Source organism: Beijerinckiaceae bacterium, assembly GCA_004564215.1.
GTDB lineage: Bacteria > Pseudomonadota > Alphaproteobacteria > Rhizobiales > Beijerinckiaceae > Methylocapsa.
On the sequence record CP024846.1, the window covers coordinates 2,195,909 to 2,210,616 of the forward strand.

Here is a 14,708-nt window from a genome sequence, read left to right on the forward strand (position 1 = left end):
ACCGCACCCGTTACCTGAACAATTGCTGTGTCTATCGCTCTCCGTTCGCGTTTGGTTTCGCCCGTGGCGTGACCGCTCTGCTTTGGCTCGGTCGAAATAACCTGGAGTTCGCCACATCAAATAACCTTAAGCTCCGTATAACAGGAAAAATGCGCGGCTGAAATAAGGCGGAGTTTGGGCGTCACATGCCAAATTTGAGAGCAGAGGGAGAAAACGCCGCGATTGCCGCCTTCACAAAGGATGCCGCCGTCTATGATCCGGTGCGGCGCGCTCTGATCCCGTGTTTTGATTCGTTTTACGGAAACATTGGCGAGTTGATCGCGGAAAAGGGAGTTACGGGTAAGACCCGCATCCTCGACCTCGGAGCGGGAACCGGTCTGGTCTCGGCGATGATTCGGCAGAAATGGCAGAGCGTTTCATTGCAACTTCTCGATGGCTCGCAGGCGATGCTGGACCAGGCGCGCGGCCGTTTTGCCGGCGATGACTTGGTCTCTTTCGTCGAGGCGGATATGACGCAAGCCGAGCTCGGCGGGCCCTGGGACGTGGTCGTTTCCGCGCTCGCCATTCATCATTTGGAAGATGCGGTAAAACGCGAATTGTTCGGCCGAGTTTACGCTGCCTTGCAGTCAGATGGCTGGTTCATCAATGCCGATCAGGTTCGCGCCCCTGCACAAACGCGCCAGAACCGCGACCATAGGATGTGGCGCGAACAGGCCCTGAAGCTTGGCGCGCGTGAGAGCGATCTCGTCGCCGCGGAAGAGAGGATGCGCCACGATCGATGCGCCACCCTTGAGGATCAATTGGCCTGGTTGCGGGACGCGGGCTTTGCTGACGTCGATTGCACCTTCAAGGCGTGGCACTTTGCGGTCTTCTGCGCCGTCAAAAGCTGACGCGTCACGTCGAGGATAACAAAGCTTCGAGCGTTTCAATCCGGTCGGCTTCCGCCGCCGGCTTGTCCCAACGGATACGGGCGATCCGCGGGAACCGCATGGCGACGCCGGATTTGTGGCGGCTTGAGCGGTTCAGCCCCTCGAAAGCGATTTCCAGGACGAGACCCTGGGCCTCGCCATGGACGACTTCACGCACCGGCCCAAAACGATTGATCGTGTTTTCCCTTATATAGCGGTCGAGCAGTCGCAGTTCGGCGTCGGTAAAGCCAAAATAGGCCTTTCCTACGGGGACCAGGGCGCGGCCTTCATTGTCACCCCGCCAGACTCCGAATGTGTAATCCGAATAGAGAGACGAGCGCTTGCCATGGCCGCGTTGCGCATACATGAGCACGGCATCGACGGTGAACGGATCCCGTTTCCATTTGTACCAAAGTCCTTTGGGGCGTCCGGGCACATAGATCGAATCGGCGCGCTTCAGCATCACCCCTTCGATCGCTTCGGAATCGCGCGTGGCGCCGAAAGCGAGGGGATCGTGCCTCGCACGTCCTAGGTCGGCCCAGGACGAAAACGGAACGAGGGTCGACAAATCGAGGCGCGGGCAGGCCGCTGCCGCGACAAAGGCTTCGAGTTTGTGCCGCCGCTCCACAAAGGGCAGGGGGCGCAAATCTCCGGCCTCGCTCCGCAGCAGATCATAGGCGCGGATGTGAGCCGGATAATCGGCGCGAAGCTTTGCCGAGACCGTCTTTCGATTGAGCCTTTGCTGGAGAACCCCAAATGTCTCCACCCGCCCGCCACGCAGGATCAGCAATTCGCCGTCCAGCGCGAAAGAGGGAGAGGGAATTTGCTCCAACGCCTCCATAAGATCGGGAAAAGCGGCCGAAATCTCTTCGCCGGTTCGCGAAAAAAGCCGAGTTATCCGTTGGCCACTAGGGGCCAGTCCGCCGACCGCCTCCACCCGAATGCCGTCCCATTTCCATTCGGCGCAAAATTCGTCGGCGACGAGTTCGTCAAAATCCTTGGCCTCGACCGGATGGGCGAGCATGGGCGGACAAAAGGGCGCCGGGTTGGTCGTGCTGGGCTTGGCTTCGCGTCCCTCGATCCAGGCAAAAAGGTCGAGATAGGGCGGCGCCACCCCATGCCAGATCTCTTCGATTTCTTTGGTGGTGACGCCCCCTTGATCGGCGAGGGCCGTTTTTGCAAGCCGCGCGGAAACGCCGATCCGGAGCGAACCCGTCACAAGTTTAAGCAGGGCCCAGCGGCCTGTCTCATCCAGCGCGTCGAGCCATCCGGCAAGCTTTCGGGGCAGATCGAGCTTGCCGGTCGAAGTGAGCCCTTCGATCACGTCGGACAAAAGAAGCGGCGCGCGATTTCCCGTTGTGGTGCTGGCCGGCGCTGGCCACAGCAGCGCAACCGTTTCAGATAAATCGCCGACAAAATCATAAGAAAGTTCGAAGAGGAAAGGGTCGAAGCGCTCGGCGATCAAAGCCCGGATAAGGCCTGGCTTCGCGTGCGGAAAAGATAGCGCGCCGGTCAATGCGGCCAGCGCGTAGCCGCGTTCGGGATCGGGAATGGTTCGGAAGAAATCCGTCATGAGACGCAATTTATTATTGCGCGAGGGCTCGAACCCGAGCCGGTCGATGAGTTCAGCGAAGCGGTTCAAGGCGCGGCCGTCTCTTCCCCGGCGCTCTCTTCCTCGTCGCCATAGCCCAATAAATGCAACGGCTTGGCTGAAATTCCCTGGGTTGTGGCCCAATGGACCAAGGCATCGGCCTCGCCGTGGGTCACGAGCACTTCGCCGCAGCCCGTTTGCCGGATTGTCGCGGTGAGACCGTCCCAATCGGCGTGGTCGGAAATCACAAGCGGAAGTTCGACCCCCCGTTGTCTCGCCCTTGCGCGCACCCGCATCCAGCCTGAGGCAAAGGCTGCGACGGGGTCGGGAAATCTCGCCGACCAGGGATCATGCAGGGCGCCCGGCGGACAGATGACGATTTCGCCGCCGAGACTGGCCCGGTCCACCGCCGCAACCTTGCGGATGTCGCCGAAATCCATGCCTTCGCCAGCGTAAAATTCGGTCAGCTTCTCGATCGCGCCATGAAGATAGATCGGCCGGTCGTAGCCGGCCGCGCGGATGAGCGCCATGACGCGCTGGGCCTTGCCGAGCGCATAGGCGCCGACAAGATGGGTCCTTCCGGGAAACAGCGCCCGAGACGCGAGCAGCTTATCGATTTGGGTGCTTGCGGAGGAATGCCGAAAAACCGGCAAGCCGAATGTGGCCTCCGTGACGAAGACATCACAAGCGAGAGGCTCGAAGCCGGCGCAGGTCGGGTCGGGCTCCCGCTTATAATCTCCGGAGACGACGACCGTGCGGCCCCGATACTGAATGCGGATTTGCGCCGATCCGAGGACATGACCGGCCGGATGAAAGCTTACCTCGGCAGGACCAAGTTGCAGCTTTTCGCCGAGTCCGATCGCTTGAGTCGAACCCGCGAAGTCTCGACCGCACCGGATCGCCATGATGGCCAGGGTTTCGCGCGTCGCCAAAACTCGGCCGTGGCCGGGCCGGGCGTGGTCGGAATGGGCATGGGTGATGAGCGCTCGGGGGACCGGCTGCAGCGGATCGATATGAAAATCGCCCGGGGAGCAATAAAGTCCCGCGGGCGTCAAACTTAAAACGTCGGAAACATCCATGCCTCAGCGATATAGGCGCGAGGCTGGTGTTATAAAGCCCCTGCGCCTCTTCTCCCGGCACCTATTCCTGGCAGATCAGGCCGCGGGTGACATAGACCCGGCCATCCGGCCCCACCATGCGGGTGACCCGGACGCAATCTTCGTCTTCGCCAGCGGCGGCGCGACCAAGCTGAAAGGCCGGTCCCTTGCCGAGAGGCTCAAAAGCCGTCTTGGCTTCCTGCGACTGCGAGAAAACTTTGGTTTTGGGGGTGATGGTCATCGGCGCGGCGAACACGGCTGCACCAAGACAGGACACGGCAATCCCAGCCATGGCATATTTGAAAGCCTGTCTTCCGAGAGCTTGGTGCGAACTGATCATGATTTCAACTCCCTCTCGCTGCCGCGTCCGGCGCCAGCAAGAGCAACCTCTTAAAAAATGCCGACCGTTGCTGTGCGGCAATACACAAGCTTAAACGCCGGCTCACCGAAAAGGTTTCGCTGGGAGGGGAAAAAATTGAAAAAAAATTAAGCCCCGCCCCAAGGCGGGACTTTTCAATTGGAAGGGTTAATGGAAGAATCCGTTAACCAAGGCGATGCGGCGGCCTAGAGCCTGTTCCGAAAAAGTTGACCGACTTTTTCGATCAGAACATGCTCCAACTCGTTGAACTTGAGCGATTCCTTTTCGATCAGATGACTCCATCTGATCGGGAAGCGCTCTAGTTGCAGATTTGAACCGGCTGATAACCGACGAAATTGCCCCAGCCATCATAGATGGGCCGATTCTGCATGTAACACCCGCCATAATAGCCAGGACCGTAGGAATAGGCCGAACCGGCCAGCGCGCCGAGAGCCAAGCCACCGAGAACTCCGGCCGCAACCGGTGCGCCCCAGCCACCGCCGTACCCGCGGCCGCCCCGCCAATAGCCGCCGTGCCAGCCACCGTAGCCGCCTCGACCGTGCCAGCCGTGACCGCCGCCCCGGCCGTGCCAGCCCTGGGCCACCGAGGGTGTCGCGAGCGTTGTCATGCCGAGTCCCAAACTCAGGGCGGCGACGGCGCCGATGGCGGCTTTCCTCAACATTTTGGTCATTTCATTTCTCCATGCCGTGGCAGCGCCGAGCTGTCTTCCCAGCTTGGGACTTGGCGCTAGTCAAGCTTACATGGCTCCGGCCGCCTGAACTTGCCATGAACGGCAACGCTGAAATTTGCCGCTCGGGTCCTTCGCGGCAATAAGGTGCGGATTTGTGCGATTACGCGCTCGAAAGACGCATGGCTGAGCTTTTCGTTTGACTTTCGGGCGCAAAGCCACGATGTAGGGGACATCCGCTTCATTGTGGATATTGGCGCTTCCGGCCGCGTGAAGAACATTTGTTCTCCTTCCGAGCGCGCTAGTCTGACTCCGCTCGACAGCCCAGGCCACGCAGGGCGTCACATTTATATTCTCTTTGGCCGCCGTGCCGGTTCTTCCGGCCAAAAATGCGGCTTACCGAAAGACTCAAAATTGAACGATTTTTCCCGACTCGGCCTTGCCGCGCCGCTTTTGCATGCCTTGACTAAACAAGGTTACTCTCAACCGACCCCCATTCAGGCCCAAGCCATCCCGCCGATCATGGCGGGTCGCGATCTCATCGGCATAGCCCAGACCGGCACCGGCAAGACCGCTGCCTTCGCTCTTCCGATTCTTCATCATCTTGCGACGCATCCGGCGCCGGCGCCGCGGCATGGCTGCCGTGTCCTCGTCCTCAGCCCCACGCGGGAACTGGCGAGCCAAATCGCCGACAGCTTCCGCAGCCTGGGCGCGGGCCTCTCGCTCACGGTCGGCGTTGTCTTCGGCGGCGTGCCGCATGGCGCGCAGATCAAGGCGCTCGCGCGCGGCCTCGACATTCTGGTTGCAACCCCCGGCCGGCTTGAGGATCACCTCGACTCCCGCGCGGCGCGTCTTTCTCAGACGGAATTCTTCGTCCTCGACGAAGCCGACCGCATGCTCGACCTCGGGTTCGTCAAAGCGATCCGCCGGATCATCGGCACGCTGCCCAAAAATCGTCAGAACCTGTTCTTCTCGGCGACGATGCCGAACGAGATCGCCGCGCTCGCGGGGGACCTTCTGGTCGATCCGATCGAGGTGTCAGTCACGCCGGTTGCGAAAACCGCGGACCGCATCAACCATCAGGTTCTGCTTATCGACACCAACCGCAAGCGCGATCTGCTTGTCGAACTTTTCGCCGATGCGCAAATGTCGCGCACGATCGTCTTCACCCGGACGAAACGCGGCGCCGACAAGGTCACCCAGCATCTCGATTCCAGCGGAATTGCAGCTTGTGCCATCCATGGAAACAAGAGCCAAAGCCAGCGGGAACGTTCGCTCGAAGCCTTTCGGAGCGGGCGGGTCCGGGCCTTGGTGGCAACCGATATTGCAGCCCGCGGCATCGACATCGACGGAGTGACGCATGTCGTGAACTTCGAGCTTCCGGAGGTGGCGGAGGCTTATGTGCATCGGATCGGCCGCACCGCGCGGGCCGGAGCCGATGGCATTGCAATCTCGCTTTGCGATGGCGCCGAACGTCAGCTTTTGCGCAATATTGAAAAGCTGACCCGCCTGCAATTGCCGACCATCGACCGGCGTGGCGCCGTGCCGACGGAATTCGTGCGCACCGAGGAGACGAATTTGCCTCGGCGCGCCAAGTCCGCGCCTCCGGCGGGTGCAAAACGGCGGTGGGAAAACCGCAGGGCAGCGCCCGGTTCCAACGGTGCGAGCCCCGACGGAGCAGGTTTGCCGCAATTCTTGTCGCGGCAAGCTCCGCGCGGGCCGGCGGCGAAGTCGAAAGGGCCGTCCCGTTTTGTTGCAGCGGGCGCAAGGCCGGCATCCAAGCGGCGTCCCGAAGGCAATGCCGTTCGTCCGCAATAGATCGATTGGGCCCGAAAAGTTTCCTGACTTTTCGGGTCCGTTCCGCTCTATAGCGAGCTGGCGTCAGGTCTTTTGCAAGGCCGCCGCGACGCGGCGCGCCACAATTACGCGTTGCTCTTGAAATTCAGCATTCTCTGCCCGCACCGTTTTTACGGTCTCGGGCTCGGCCGTTACGGCGGAGCCGCTGGCAAACGGCGGCTTCGGGTCGTATTCCATCGCGAGCTGCACACATTTGGCGCGATCCTCGCCAAACAGTTTGGCGGCCAGGACCAGGGCGAAATCAATTCCGGATGAAACGCCCGCGCCGGTGATCCGATTGCGGTCGATCACGACGCGCTCGGCGACCGGCACGGCGCCGAAATAGGCCAGCTGGTCCAGCGACAGCCAGTGGCAGGCCGCCCGATAGCCGGTGAGCAGGCCGGCCGCGGCCAGCACAAGTGAGCCGGTGCAAACCGACGTCACATAGCTTGCTTGCCGGGCCTGCTGCCGTAGAAAGTCCAGAACCTCCCCGTCTTCCATGAGCGAGATTTGGCCGGGCCCGCCGGGGACGAACAGAAGGTCAGCCTGCGGGCAGTCTGAAAAGCTTGTCGTCGGCAGGAGCCGCAGGCCGCCCGAATCGACGATCGGATCGGTATTTTTCCACACGAGATGCAGGGTCAATTCCTTGAAGCGCGTCAGCACTTCGAAAGGCCCGGTGAGGTCGAGCTGGGTCATGCGCGGATAAAGCAACATCACAACATGCATCGAGGCCTCCGGTCTTCAGGTCTTGGCATCCGGCAGATTGAGCCTGATGTGCAACTCCCGCAATTGCTTCGGCGTGACCGTGGACGGCGCGCCCATGAGGAGATCCTCGGCGCGCTGGTTCATCGGGAACAACACGATTTCGCGCAAGTTTTCTTCCCCAGCCAGCAGCATGACGATCCGGTCGATGCCGGGCGCGATGCCACCGTGGGGCGGCGCCCCATATTGGAAAGCGCGGTACATCCCGCCGAATTTTTCCAAGAGAACATCCTCGCCGTAACCCGCGAGGGCGAACGCCTTCTTCATGATGTCCGGGCGATGGTTTCTGATGGCGCCGGAGGATAATTCGATTCCATTGCAGACGATGTCATATTGGAAGGCCTTCATGCCGAGAATGGCCTTCTCGTCGGCTGCGTCGAGCGCGACAAAGGCCTCGGGATCGAAGTTCGGCATCGAAAAAGGGTTATGCGAGAAGTCGATTTTCTTTTCGTCCTCGTTCCATTCATACATTGGGAAATCGACGATCCAGCAGAACTCGAAGACGTCCGTTTTGGACAGTCCGAGTTCATGCCCGATCCTGAGCCGCGCGGCGCCGGCCAGTTTGGCCGCTTTTTCCGCCTGGTCGCAGGCAAAAAAGACCGCATCGCCGGATTTCAGCCCGGCCTTCCCCGCGATCCGCGTCTGAACGTCCGAAAGCAGGAATTTGGCAATCGGTCCCTTGCCGGTTAGTCCGCCCTCTGCACCCTCGAAGATCACATAGCCGAGCCCAGCCGCGCCCTCGCCCTTGGCCCAATCGTTGAGCTTGTCGAAGAAGGAACGGGGTTGGGCGCTCGCTCCTGGCGCTGGAATTGCGCGGACGACGCCGCCCGTCTTGATGACATTCTTGAAGGCGTTGAAGTTCACCTCATCGCGGGCAAACTCCTCCGTTACATCGACGATCTGCAGGGGATTGCGTAGGTCCGGCTTGTCGGAACCATATTTCAGCATGGCCTCCGCATAGGGAATCATCGGGAATTCTTGCGTCACGGGGCGGCCATTGCCGAAGTCCTCGAAGACGCCGCGCAACACCGGCTCGACCGCCGCGAAGACATCCTCCTGGGTGACAAAACTCATCTCGATGTCGAGCTGATAGAATTCCCCCGGGCTGCGGTCAGCGCGCGCGTCCTCGTCGCGGAAACAGGGTGCAATCTGGAAATAGCGGTCGAAGCCCGCTACCATGATCAGCTGCTTGAATTGCTGCGGCGCCTGCGGCAGGGCGTAGAATTTGCCGGGATGCAGCCTGGACGGCACCAGAAAATCGCGGGCTCCCTCGGGGCTCGACGCGGTGAGGATTGGGGTCTGAAACTCGAAGAACCCTTCCGACTTCATGCGCGCGCGCAGAGAATCGATGATCTGACCCCGCAGCATGATATTCTTATGGAGCTTCTCCCGCCGCAAATCGAGGAACCGGTAGCGAAGCCGCATGTCTTCCGGATAGGGATGCTCGCCGAAAACCGGCAGAGGCAGTTCAGCGGCGGCTCCCAAAACTTCAATTTCGGTCACATAGATTTCGATAAGGCCCGTCGGCATTTCGGGATTTTCCGTGCCGGCCGGGCGCCGGCGCACCTCGCCGTCGATGCGGACGACCCATTCCGAGCGAAGCTTCTCGGCTTGAGCGAATGCCGGTGAATCCGGGTCGGCCACGCATTGGGTGATGCCGTAATGATCGCGCAGATCGATGAAAAGCACGCCGCCATGATCGCGAATGCGGTGGCACCAGCCGGAAAGACGGATCGTTTCGCCGGCCTGCGCTTCGCGCAGATCGCCGCAGCTATGAGAACGGTAGCGGTGCATTTTCTCGTCGTGTGTAAGAGGAAAGGCTTGGGCAAGACCTTGCGGTTTGCGCCAAGCGGGCGGAGAACGGCATGGGTGGGCGCATCTGTCAAGGCTCGGTCGGTTTCGGCGCGCCGCTTGAATGCAGACTATAGCCGTCGGTCTGTCTTTGGATTATTGAGCAAATATGACCCTGATCGCTACGACACAAGAATTAGCCGCCGTTTGCCGCCGCCTTGCAACGCATCCCTTTGTCACGGTTGATACCGAGTTTTTGCGGGAAACCACCTTCTGGCCCAGGCTTTGTGTCGTGCAGATTGCCTCCGCTGAAGAAGCCGTGGCGGTCGATGCGATGGCGGAAGGGCTCGATCTTTCGCCTTTCTTCGAACTCATGGCCGATCAGCGGCTCACCAAGGTTTTTCATGCGGCGCGCCAAGATCTCGAAATCATCTGGAATCTCGCGCGGCTGATCCCGGCGCCTTTGTTCGACACCCAGGTCGCCGCAATGGTCTGCGGCTTTGGCGATCAGGTCTCCTATGGCGATCTCGTCCAGACCATCACGAAAGTGACGCTCGACAAATCATCGCGGTTCACCGATTGGTCCCGGCGTCCGCTTTTGCCGGCCCAGGCCGAATATGCCATCGCTGACGTCACCTATCTCCGCGACATCTATAGCTATCTCCGGGTCAAGCTGGAAGAAAGCGGGCGGCTGAACTGGCTGGACGACGAGATGACGCTTTTGACCTCGCCATCGACCTATGAACAGCATCCCGAGAATGCCTGGGAGCGGTTTCGGAATCGGGTTCGAAAGCCACGCGATCTCGCCGTCCTCATGGAGGTCGCCGGATGGCGCGAGGCCGAGGCGCAGACCCGGGACGTGCCCCGCTCACGGGTACTCAAGGATGATGTGTTGATCGAACTTGTCCTTGCCGCGCCGAAAACGGCCGAGAGCTTGGGCAATCTTCGGGCCTTTCCGCGCGGGATGGAACGCTCCCGCGCGGGCCTCGATATTCTGGCCGCGGTCGAACGGGGCTTGGCGCGCGATCCCAAAACCCTGCCGAAGCTCGAACGCGATCGCCGGAATGGTGGCCATGCGGCGACGGTCGAACTCTTGCGTGTACTCCTGCGCCACGTCAGCGAAAGTCATGGGGTCGCCGCGAAGATGATCGCCACGGTCGACGATCTCGAAGCGATCGCCGCCGACGACCGTGCCAAGGTCCCGGCGTTGACGGGCTGGCGCCGCGAACTCTTCGGGGCCAAGGCGCTCGAACTGAAGCATGGGCGCTTGGCGCTCACCGTCGAGGAGGGCCGGGTGGTACCTCTCGAATGGCGGGAAGCCGACGCGCCGCAAGACGGCGAAGCGTGAGCATGGGCCGCTTCGGGTCGCCTTTTCGGAGGTCAGGCCTTTAGATCACGATGATTTTGGATCGACTCAACCCAAAATCATGAACGTGATCGATTCCAAAAGTTTAGAGCGGGATGCGGGCGGAAAACCCTGTTCCACTTTCCTCATCCCGCTCTAGCCGACCGCTGTGATGACCGGCTCGCGGCCGATCAACCGCCCCAACTGTTTCAAACGATTCTGCAGTCGGTCGCTGGCGAGATCGGAGAATTTCTGTGGCAAGCTCAAGATCAATTTGTTTTTGACGCAGACCAGGGGCGTTGACGGCAGCACACCCGGCATTGCTCCGGAGATGACATAGGCCGCGCGAGTTGCCGCAGCGAGAATCCGCGCCTTGTCGAGCATCCGCGACGAGACCAGCGCGCGAATCTGCGGACTGACGTCGGCATCGAGGCCGAGGTAACGATAGGAAGCCGCCAGCGCGAGAAACGAACGGCCCGGATGATCGACGCCGACAAAGGCGGCGTTTTCAACGATGTTCACGCTTTCCTGATGCCGGTGGTCCGGATGGGCGCGCCAGTTCACATCGGTCAACAAGCAGGCGGCGTGGCGCAGCCTGCGTTCTTCCGGCGTTTCCTCAAGATGGGTCGACTTCATGAACTTGTCGGTCCAATCGCAAAGATCCTGGGCATGACCCGGCGCCCGGGACAGCAATTGGTTGAGCTCGGCCGCCGCGAAGAGAAGCGGATCTTGACGGCGTTGCTCGATGTTGAGCATTTCGTAGAGGAATCCCTCCCGCACGCCGGTCGTGGAAATCACGATCTCGATCGGCTGCGCGCGGCGGATGATCTCGTCAAGCACAACCGCGCCATAGGCCAGAAGCGGGCGCCGCGCCTCGCTGACCGCGTCGATCGAAATCAGCGTTTCGGTATTCACCCGTTCGACGAGGCCGGCAAAATCGGCGGCGTCCTGGGACGGGATAACATAGTTGTGGATCACGTTCAGCGGATAATTGCGCTGGCTCATATGCAGCTTGGCCAAGGCTCGCCAGGTACCACCGACCGCATAAAAAACGCGTCCGGCGAGCCGGTCGGCAATTCGTGAATTTGCCAGGCTTTCGCGAACGATTTTGACGGCCCCTCGCGGCGACCGGCCCGAGGCATCCATCAAAGTGAGGCCGCCCAGCGGCAGGGTCACGCCCTTGCCGGCATGCGAGCCTTTGACGTCGATCAATTCGAGCGAGCCGCCGCCGAGATCCCCGACGACGCCATCCGGCCTGTTGATGCCGGAAATAACGCCATAGGCGGAAAGCTGCGCTTCGCGGTCACCGGACAGAAGCGAGACCGGCGCCCCGATCGCCTGCGCGGCCGCAGCCACAAACTCAGGCCCGTTCAAGGCATCCCGCGCCGCTGCCGTTGCCAGCACATGCAGCTCGCCAACGCCCATGATGTTGGCAAGGGTTCGGAAGCGGCGCAGCGCGCCGAGGGCCTTTTCCATGCCGGATTTTGGGAGGTAGCCGGTCGTCGCCACGCCGTGGCCTAGGGCGCAAAACGATTTCTCGTTGAAAATCGGCCGTGGGGACCGGCTCAAGGATTCGTAGACGACGAGGCGCACCGAGTTCGAGCCGACGTCGACAATTGCAATCGGCTGCTTGGCCTGCAAGGCGGCAGCACCCTCGTGGTAGGTGTCGAACATGGAGGCCTTAACGACTTTCCAGTCGCTTGAGGAGTGTTTTGGGGCTCGAGTTCTTGAGGGATTTGCCACGGCCAGACAGACTAGGGTTCGTCATGAAATAGGAATGCGCGTTAAAGGGCTCTTCATTTTGGGGTGCCTTTATGCGCGCGCTCGAACCATCCGGCAAGACCATGTAGCTCTGCTGATTGTCGATCAGATTGGCGACCATGATCTGATCGAGAATCTGTTCATGCACGGTCGGATTGAGGATCGGCAGCAAAGCTTCGACGCGCCGGTCCAGATTGCGCGGCATCAGATCGGCTGAGGAAATATAGACATGCGCCTTCGGATGCGGCAACTCATGGCCGCCGCCGAAGCAATAGACCCGCGCATGTTCGAGAAAACGACCGATGATGGATTTGACGCGAATGTTTTCGGACAGGCCTTCGACGCCGGGTCTCAGACAGCAAATCCCGCGCACGATCAGCTCGATGCCCACCCCGGCCTGGCTCGCCTCATAGAGCGCATCGATGATCTCAGGATCGACAAGGGCGTTGCACTTCCCCCAGATCGAACCGGGCTTTCCGGCTTTCACAAAGGCGATTTCCTGCGCGATATGCTCAAGGAGACGCTTTTTGAGCGAAATCGGCGAGACCGACATGCGTTCAAGACCGGCCGGTTCGGCATAGCCGGTGATGTAATTGAAGATACGCGAGATATCCCGTCCGATCACTGGATCGGCCGTGAAGAAGGAGATGTCGGTGTAAATCTTTGCCGTCACCGGATGGTAGTTGCCAGTGCCGATATGGCAATAGGTGATCAAGGAACCGCTTTCGCGCCGGACCACCATCGAGAGTTTGGCATGGGTCTTCAATTCGATGAAGCCGAACACGACCTGTGCGCCGGCGCGTTCGAGATCGCGCGCCCAGCGGATGTTGGCGGCCTCGTCAAACCGCGCTTTGAGTTCGACGAGAGCCGTGACCGATTTGCCGGCTTCCGCCGCCTCGATGAGGGCGCGCACGATCGGGCTATCCGAGGAGGTGCGATAAAGCGTTTGCTTGATGGCGACCACATTGGGGTCGGCCGCCGCTTGATTGAGGAACTGGACCACCACGTCGAAGGATTCATAAGGGTGATGGACGACGAGGTCCTTTTGTCGGATCGCCAAAAAACAATCCCCGCCATTGTCGCGGACGCGTTCAGGATAGCGCGGATTATAGGGTTTGAACTTGAGGTCCGGACGGTCGAGACTGACCAATTCGGAAAGTTCGTTCAGAGCCAGCATTCCGTCCAGGACAAAAACTTCCTCTCCCACGACATCGAGTTCTTCGGCCACGAAGGCGCGAAGCTCTTCCGGCATCAGGCTATCGAATTCGAGTCTGATGACTGAGCCCCGACGGCGGCGCTTCAATGCGCTTTCAAACAGGCGAACGAGGTCCTCGGCCTCTTCCTCAACTTCGAGGTCGCTGTCACGGATGACTCGGAACAGACCGTGGCCGCGCACTTGATAGCCGGGGAACAAGGTTTGGGTGAACATCCCGATCGCGGTCTCGAGCGCAACAAAGCGCTGGCCCTTTTCAGCTAGCTCGTCGGGCAGACGGATGAAGCGCTCAATCTTCGCGGGCAGGCGAATCAAGGCCTTGAGATTTTTTTGATCGCTGGGTCCGAGGAGTTCGAGGGCGATCGTGAAGCCAAAATTGGGAATGAACGGGAACGGATGCGCCGGATCCACCGCAAGCGGGGTCAGCACCGGAAATACATGAGTCATGAAATGCTGCCGCAGCCAGTCAACCTCAGGTTTGGTGAGATCGGGCGGGTCAACGATCATGATTCCGGCGCTCTCGAGTTCCCTGCGCAACTCGCGCCAGCGGCGCTGTTGTTCCGCGGCAAGGAGGCTCACGCGCTCGCGAATCTTGATAAGTTGTTCCGGCGGAGACATCCCATCCTCGGATGGAGTCGCGATATCGGCGCGCAATTGGCCGCGAAGGCCCGCGACGCGCACCATAAAGAACTCATCGAGATTATTGGCCGAAATCGAAAGGAATCTGAGTTGCTCGAGCAAGGGGTGGTTGCGGTTCGAAGCTTCCTGCAACACCCTCCGGTTGAATTCGAGCCAGGACAATTCGCGATTGATGAAGCGATGCGGCGATTGCATGAGTTCAATCGAGCGCGTGAGCCCCTTTTCCTGATTGTCGAAATTCTCGATCGCAATCTCGGGCGTGGTTTCCACCGGCGCCGAGCCAGCCTGATCGGCCAGATCGACAATCTCGGCGCGCGGCTCGCTCGCTTGCTCCAGCGCAGCGGCCGGCCGCGGAGCCTTGTTCACGGCGGCCGAATTGGTCTTCATCCCGCTTCTTGACATCGTCGGGCGCTTTACCGCAGCCAGCTTTTGTCCCTTTACCTGCGACGTCAATATGACCTCCTAAAGCCAAAGATCGTTGGACCTTCGTCACAATAAATGACGGGAGCGTGACTATTACGAATACGCTCGCCAGCGCTGCATGTTTTTTGACATCCGGCTGCGCAAATGACGGCGTTGCCCTTTGTTGCCAGCCGCCACGGCGATCGACCGCGCCTCTTGTGTCGACGTGGCTGTTCAAATCGCCGGATTGTTTTCCAGAATCAACCTACCACATTTAAGCTGATCGGGCAGGCCCGGCACTTAGGTTGGAGGTCGGT

11 protein-coding genes and 1 pseudogene are annotated in these 14,708 nt (G+C 60.4%); 3 read left to right on the forward strand and 9 right to left on the reverse strand.

Going from position 1 to position 14,708, the window contains the following annotated elements; translation table 11 throughout:
* Positions 1-185: 185 nt before the first annotated feature.
* On the forward strand, positions 186-890 hold the full coding sequence (locus tag CU048_10275; GenBank protein QBR71601.1) for a methyltransferase: 705 nt from the start codon (positions 186-188) through the stop codon (positions 888-890).
* 4 nt (positions 891-894) lie between these two features.
* On the opposite strand, the gene CU048_10280 is transcribed toward CU048_10275, so the two are convergent.
* From CU048_10280 to CU048_10295, 4 genes are all read right to left on the reverse strand, one after another.
* Positions 895-2,550: an ATP-dependent DNA ligase gene (locus tag CU048_10280; protein ID QBR71602.1), complete on the reverse strand. Its 1,656-nt coding sequence runs from the start codon at positions 2,548-2,550 to the stop codon at positions 895-897.
* Complete coding sequence (locus CU048_10285; protein QBR71603.1) at positions 2,547-3,578, reverse strand: DNA ligase-associated DEXH box helicase; 1,032 nt, start codon at positions 3,576-3,578, stop codon at positions 2,547-2,549. Before CU048_10285 ends, CU048_10280 begins: the two co-directional genes overlap by 4 nt.
* A gap of 61 nt (positions 3,579-3,639) precedes the next feature.
* Positions 3,640-3,936: a hypothetical protein gene (locus CU048_10290; GenBank protein QBR71604.1), complete on the reverse strand. Its 297-nt coding sequence runs from the start codon at positions 3,934-3,936 to the stop codon at positions 3,640-3,642.
* A 337-nt stretch (positions 3,937-4,273) separates the two neighbouring features.
* On the reverse strand, positions 4,274-4,645 hold the full coding sequence (locus CU048_10295; GenBank protein ID QBR71605.1) for a hypothetical protein: 372 nt from the start codon (positions 4,643-4,645) through the stop codon (positions 4,274-4,276).
* Between the two features lie 411 nt (positions 4,646-5,056).
* Here CU048_10295 and CU048_10300 point away from each other — a divergent pair, with 411 nt between their 5' ends.
* Positions 5,057-6,460, forward strand: coding sequence for an RNA helicase (locus tag CU048_10300; protein QBR72840.1), 1,404 nt, complete (start codon positions 5,057-5,059; stop codon positions 6,458-6,460).
* 63 nt (positions 6,461-6,523) lie between these two features.
* Here CU048_10300 and CU048_10305 read toward each other — a convergent pair whose 3' ends face one another.
* Positions 6,524-7,204, reverse strand: a complete 681-nt coding sequence (locus CU048_10305) for a thiamine biosynthesis protein ThiJ (protein ID QBR71606.1) — start codon at positions 7,202-7,204, stop codon at positions 6,524-6,526.
* A gap of 15 nt (positions 7,205-7,219) precedes the next feature.
* A complete protein-coding gene (locus CU048_10310) occupies positions 7,220-9,034 on the reverse strand; it encodes an aspartate--tRNA ligase (GenBank protein ID QBR71607.1) in 1,815 nt (604 codons plus the stop codon).
* A 166-nt stretch (positions 9,035-9,200) separates the two neighbouring features.
* Here CU048_10310 and rnd point away from each other — a divergent pair, with 166 nt between their 5' ends.
* Positions 9,201-10,379, forward strand: coding sequence for a ribonuclease D (rnd, locus tag CU048_10315; protein ID QBR71608.1), 1,179 nt, complete (start codon positions 9,201-9,203; stop codon positions 10,377-10,379).
* A 66-nt stretch (positions 10,380-10,445) separates the two neighbouring features.
* Here the strand turns inward: rnd and CU048_10320 are convergent.
* The 3 genes and pseudogenes from CU048_10320 to CU048_10330 all read right to left on the reverse strand — a co-directional run bounded on the left by CU048_10320 (position 10,446) and on the right by CU048_10330 (position 14,184).
* Positions 10,446-10,532, reverse strand: a pseudogene (locus tag CU048_10320) (hypothetical protein).
* Positions 10,533-12,050, reverse strand: coding sequence for an exopolyphosphatase (locus tag CU048_10325; protein ID QBR71609.1), 1,518 nt, complete (start codon positions 12,048-12,050; stop codon positions 10,533-10,535).
* A 7-nt stretch (positions 12,051-12,057) separates the two neighbouring features.
* The gene (locus CU048_10330) at positions 12,058-14,184 is read right to left on the reverse strand and encodes an RNA degradosome polyphosphate kinase (protein ID QBR72841.1); all 2,127 of its coding nucleotides are present in this window, start codon (positions 14,182-14,184) and stop codon (positions 12,058-12,060) included.
* Positions 14,185-14,708: the final 524 nt, after the last annotated feature.

What these genes read in the sequence shown, in the direction of transcription:
- rnd (QBR71608.1), top strand. Translation starts at nt 9,201, where the DNA reads ATGACCCTGATCGCTACGACACAAGAATTAGCCGCCGTTTGCCGCCGC.
- CU048_10295 (QBR71605.1), bottom strand. Translation starts at nt 4,645, where the DNA reads ATGACCAAAATGTTGAGGAAAGCCGCCATCGGCGCCGTCGCCGCCCTG.
- CU048_10285 (QBR71603.1), bottom strand. Translation starts at nt 3,578, where the DNA reads ATGGATGTTTCCGACGTTTTAAGTTTGACGCCCGCGGGACTTTATTGC.
- CU048_10275 (QBR71601.1), top strand. Translation starts at nt 186, where the DNA reads ATGCCAAATTTGAGAGCAGAGGGAGAAAACGCCGCGATTGCCGCCTTC.
- CU048_10305 (QBR71606.1), bottom strand. Translation starts at nt 7,204, where the DNA reads ATGCATGTTGTGATGTTGCTTTATCCGCGCATGACCCAGCTCGACCTC.
- CU048_10290 (QBR71604.1), bottom strand. Translation starts at nt 3,936, where the DNA reads ATGATCAGTTCGCACCAAGCTCTCGGAAGACAGGCTTTCAAATATGCC.
- CU048_10325 (QBR71609.1), bottom strand. Translation starts at nt 12,050, where the DNA reads ATGTTCGACACCTACCACGAGGGTGCTGCCGCCTTGCAGGCCAAGCAG.
- CU048_10330 (QBR72841.1), bottom strand. Translation starts at nt 14,184, where the DNA reads ATGCAATCGCCGCATCGCTTCATCAATCGCGAATTGTCCTGGCTCGAA.
- CU048_10310 (QBR71607.1), bottom strand. Translation starts at nt 9,034, where the DNA reads ATGCACCGCTACCGTTCTCATAGCTGCGGCGATCTGCGCGAAGCGCAG.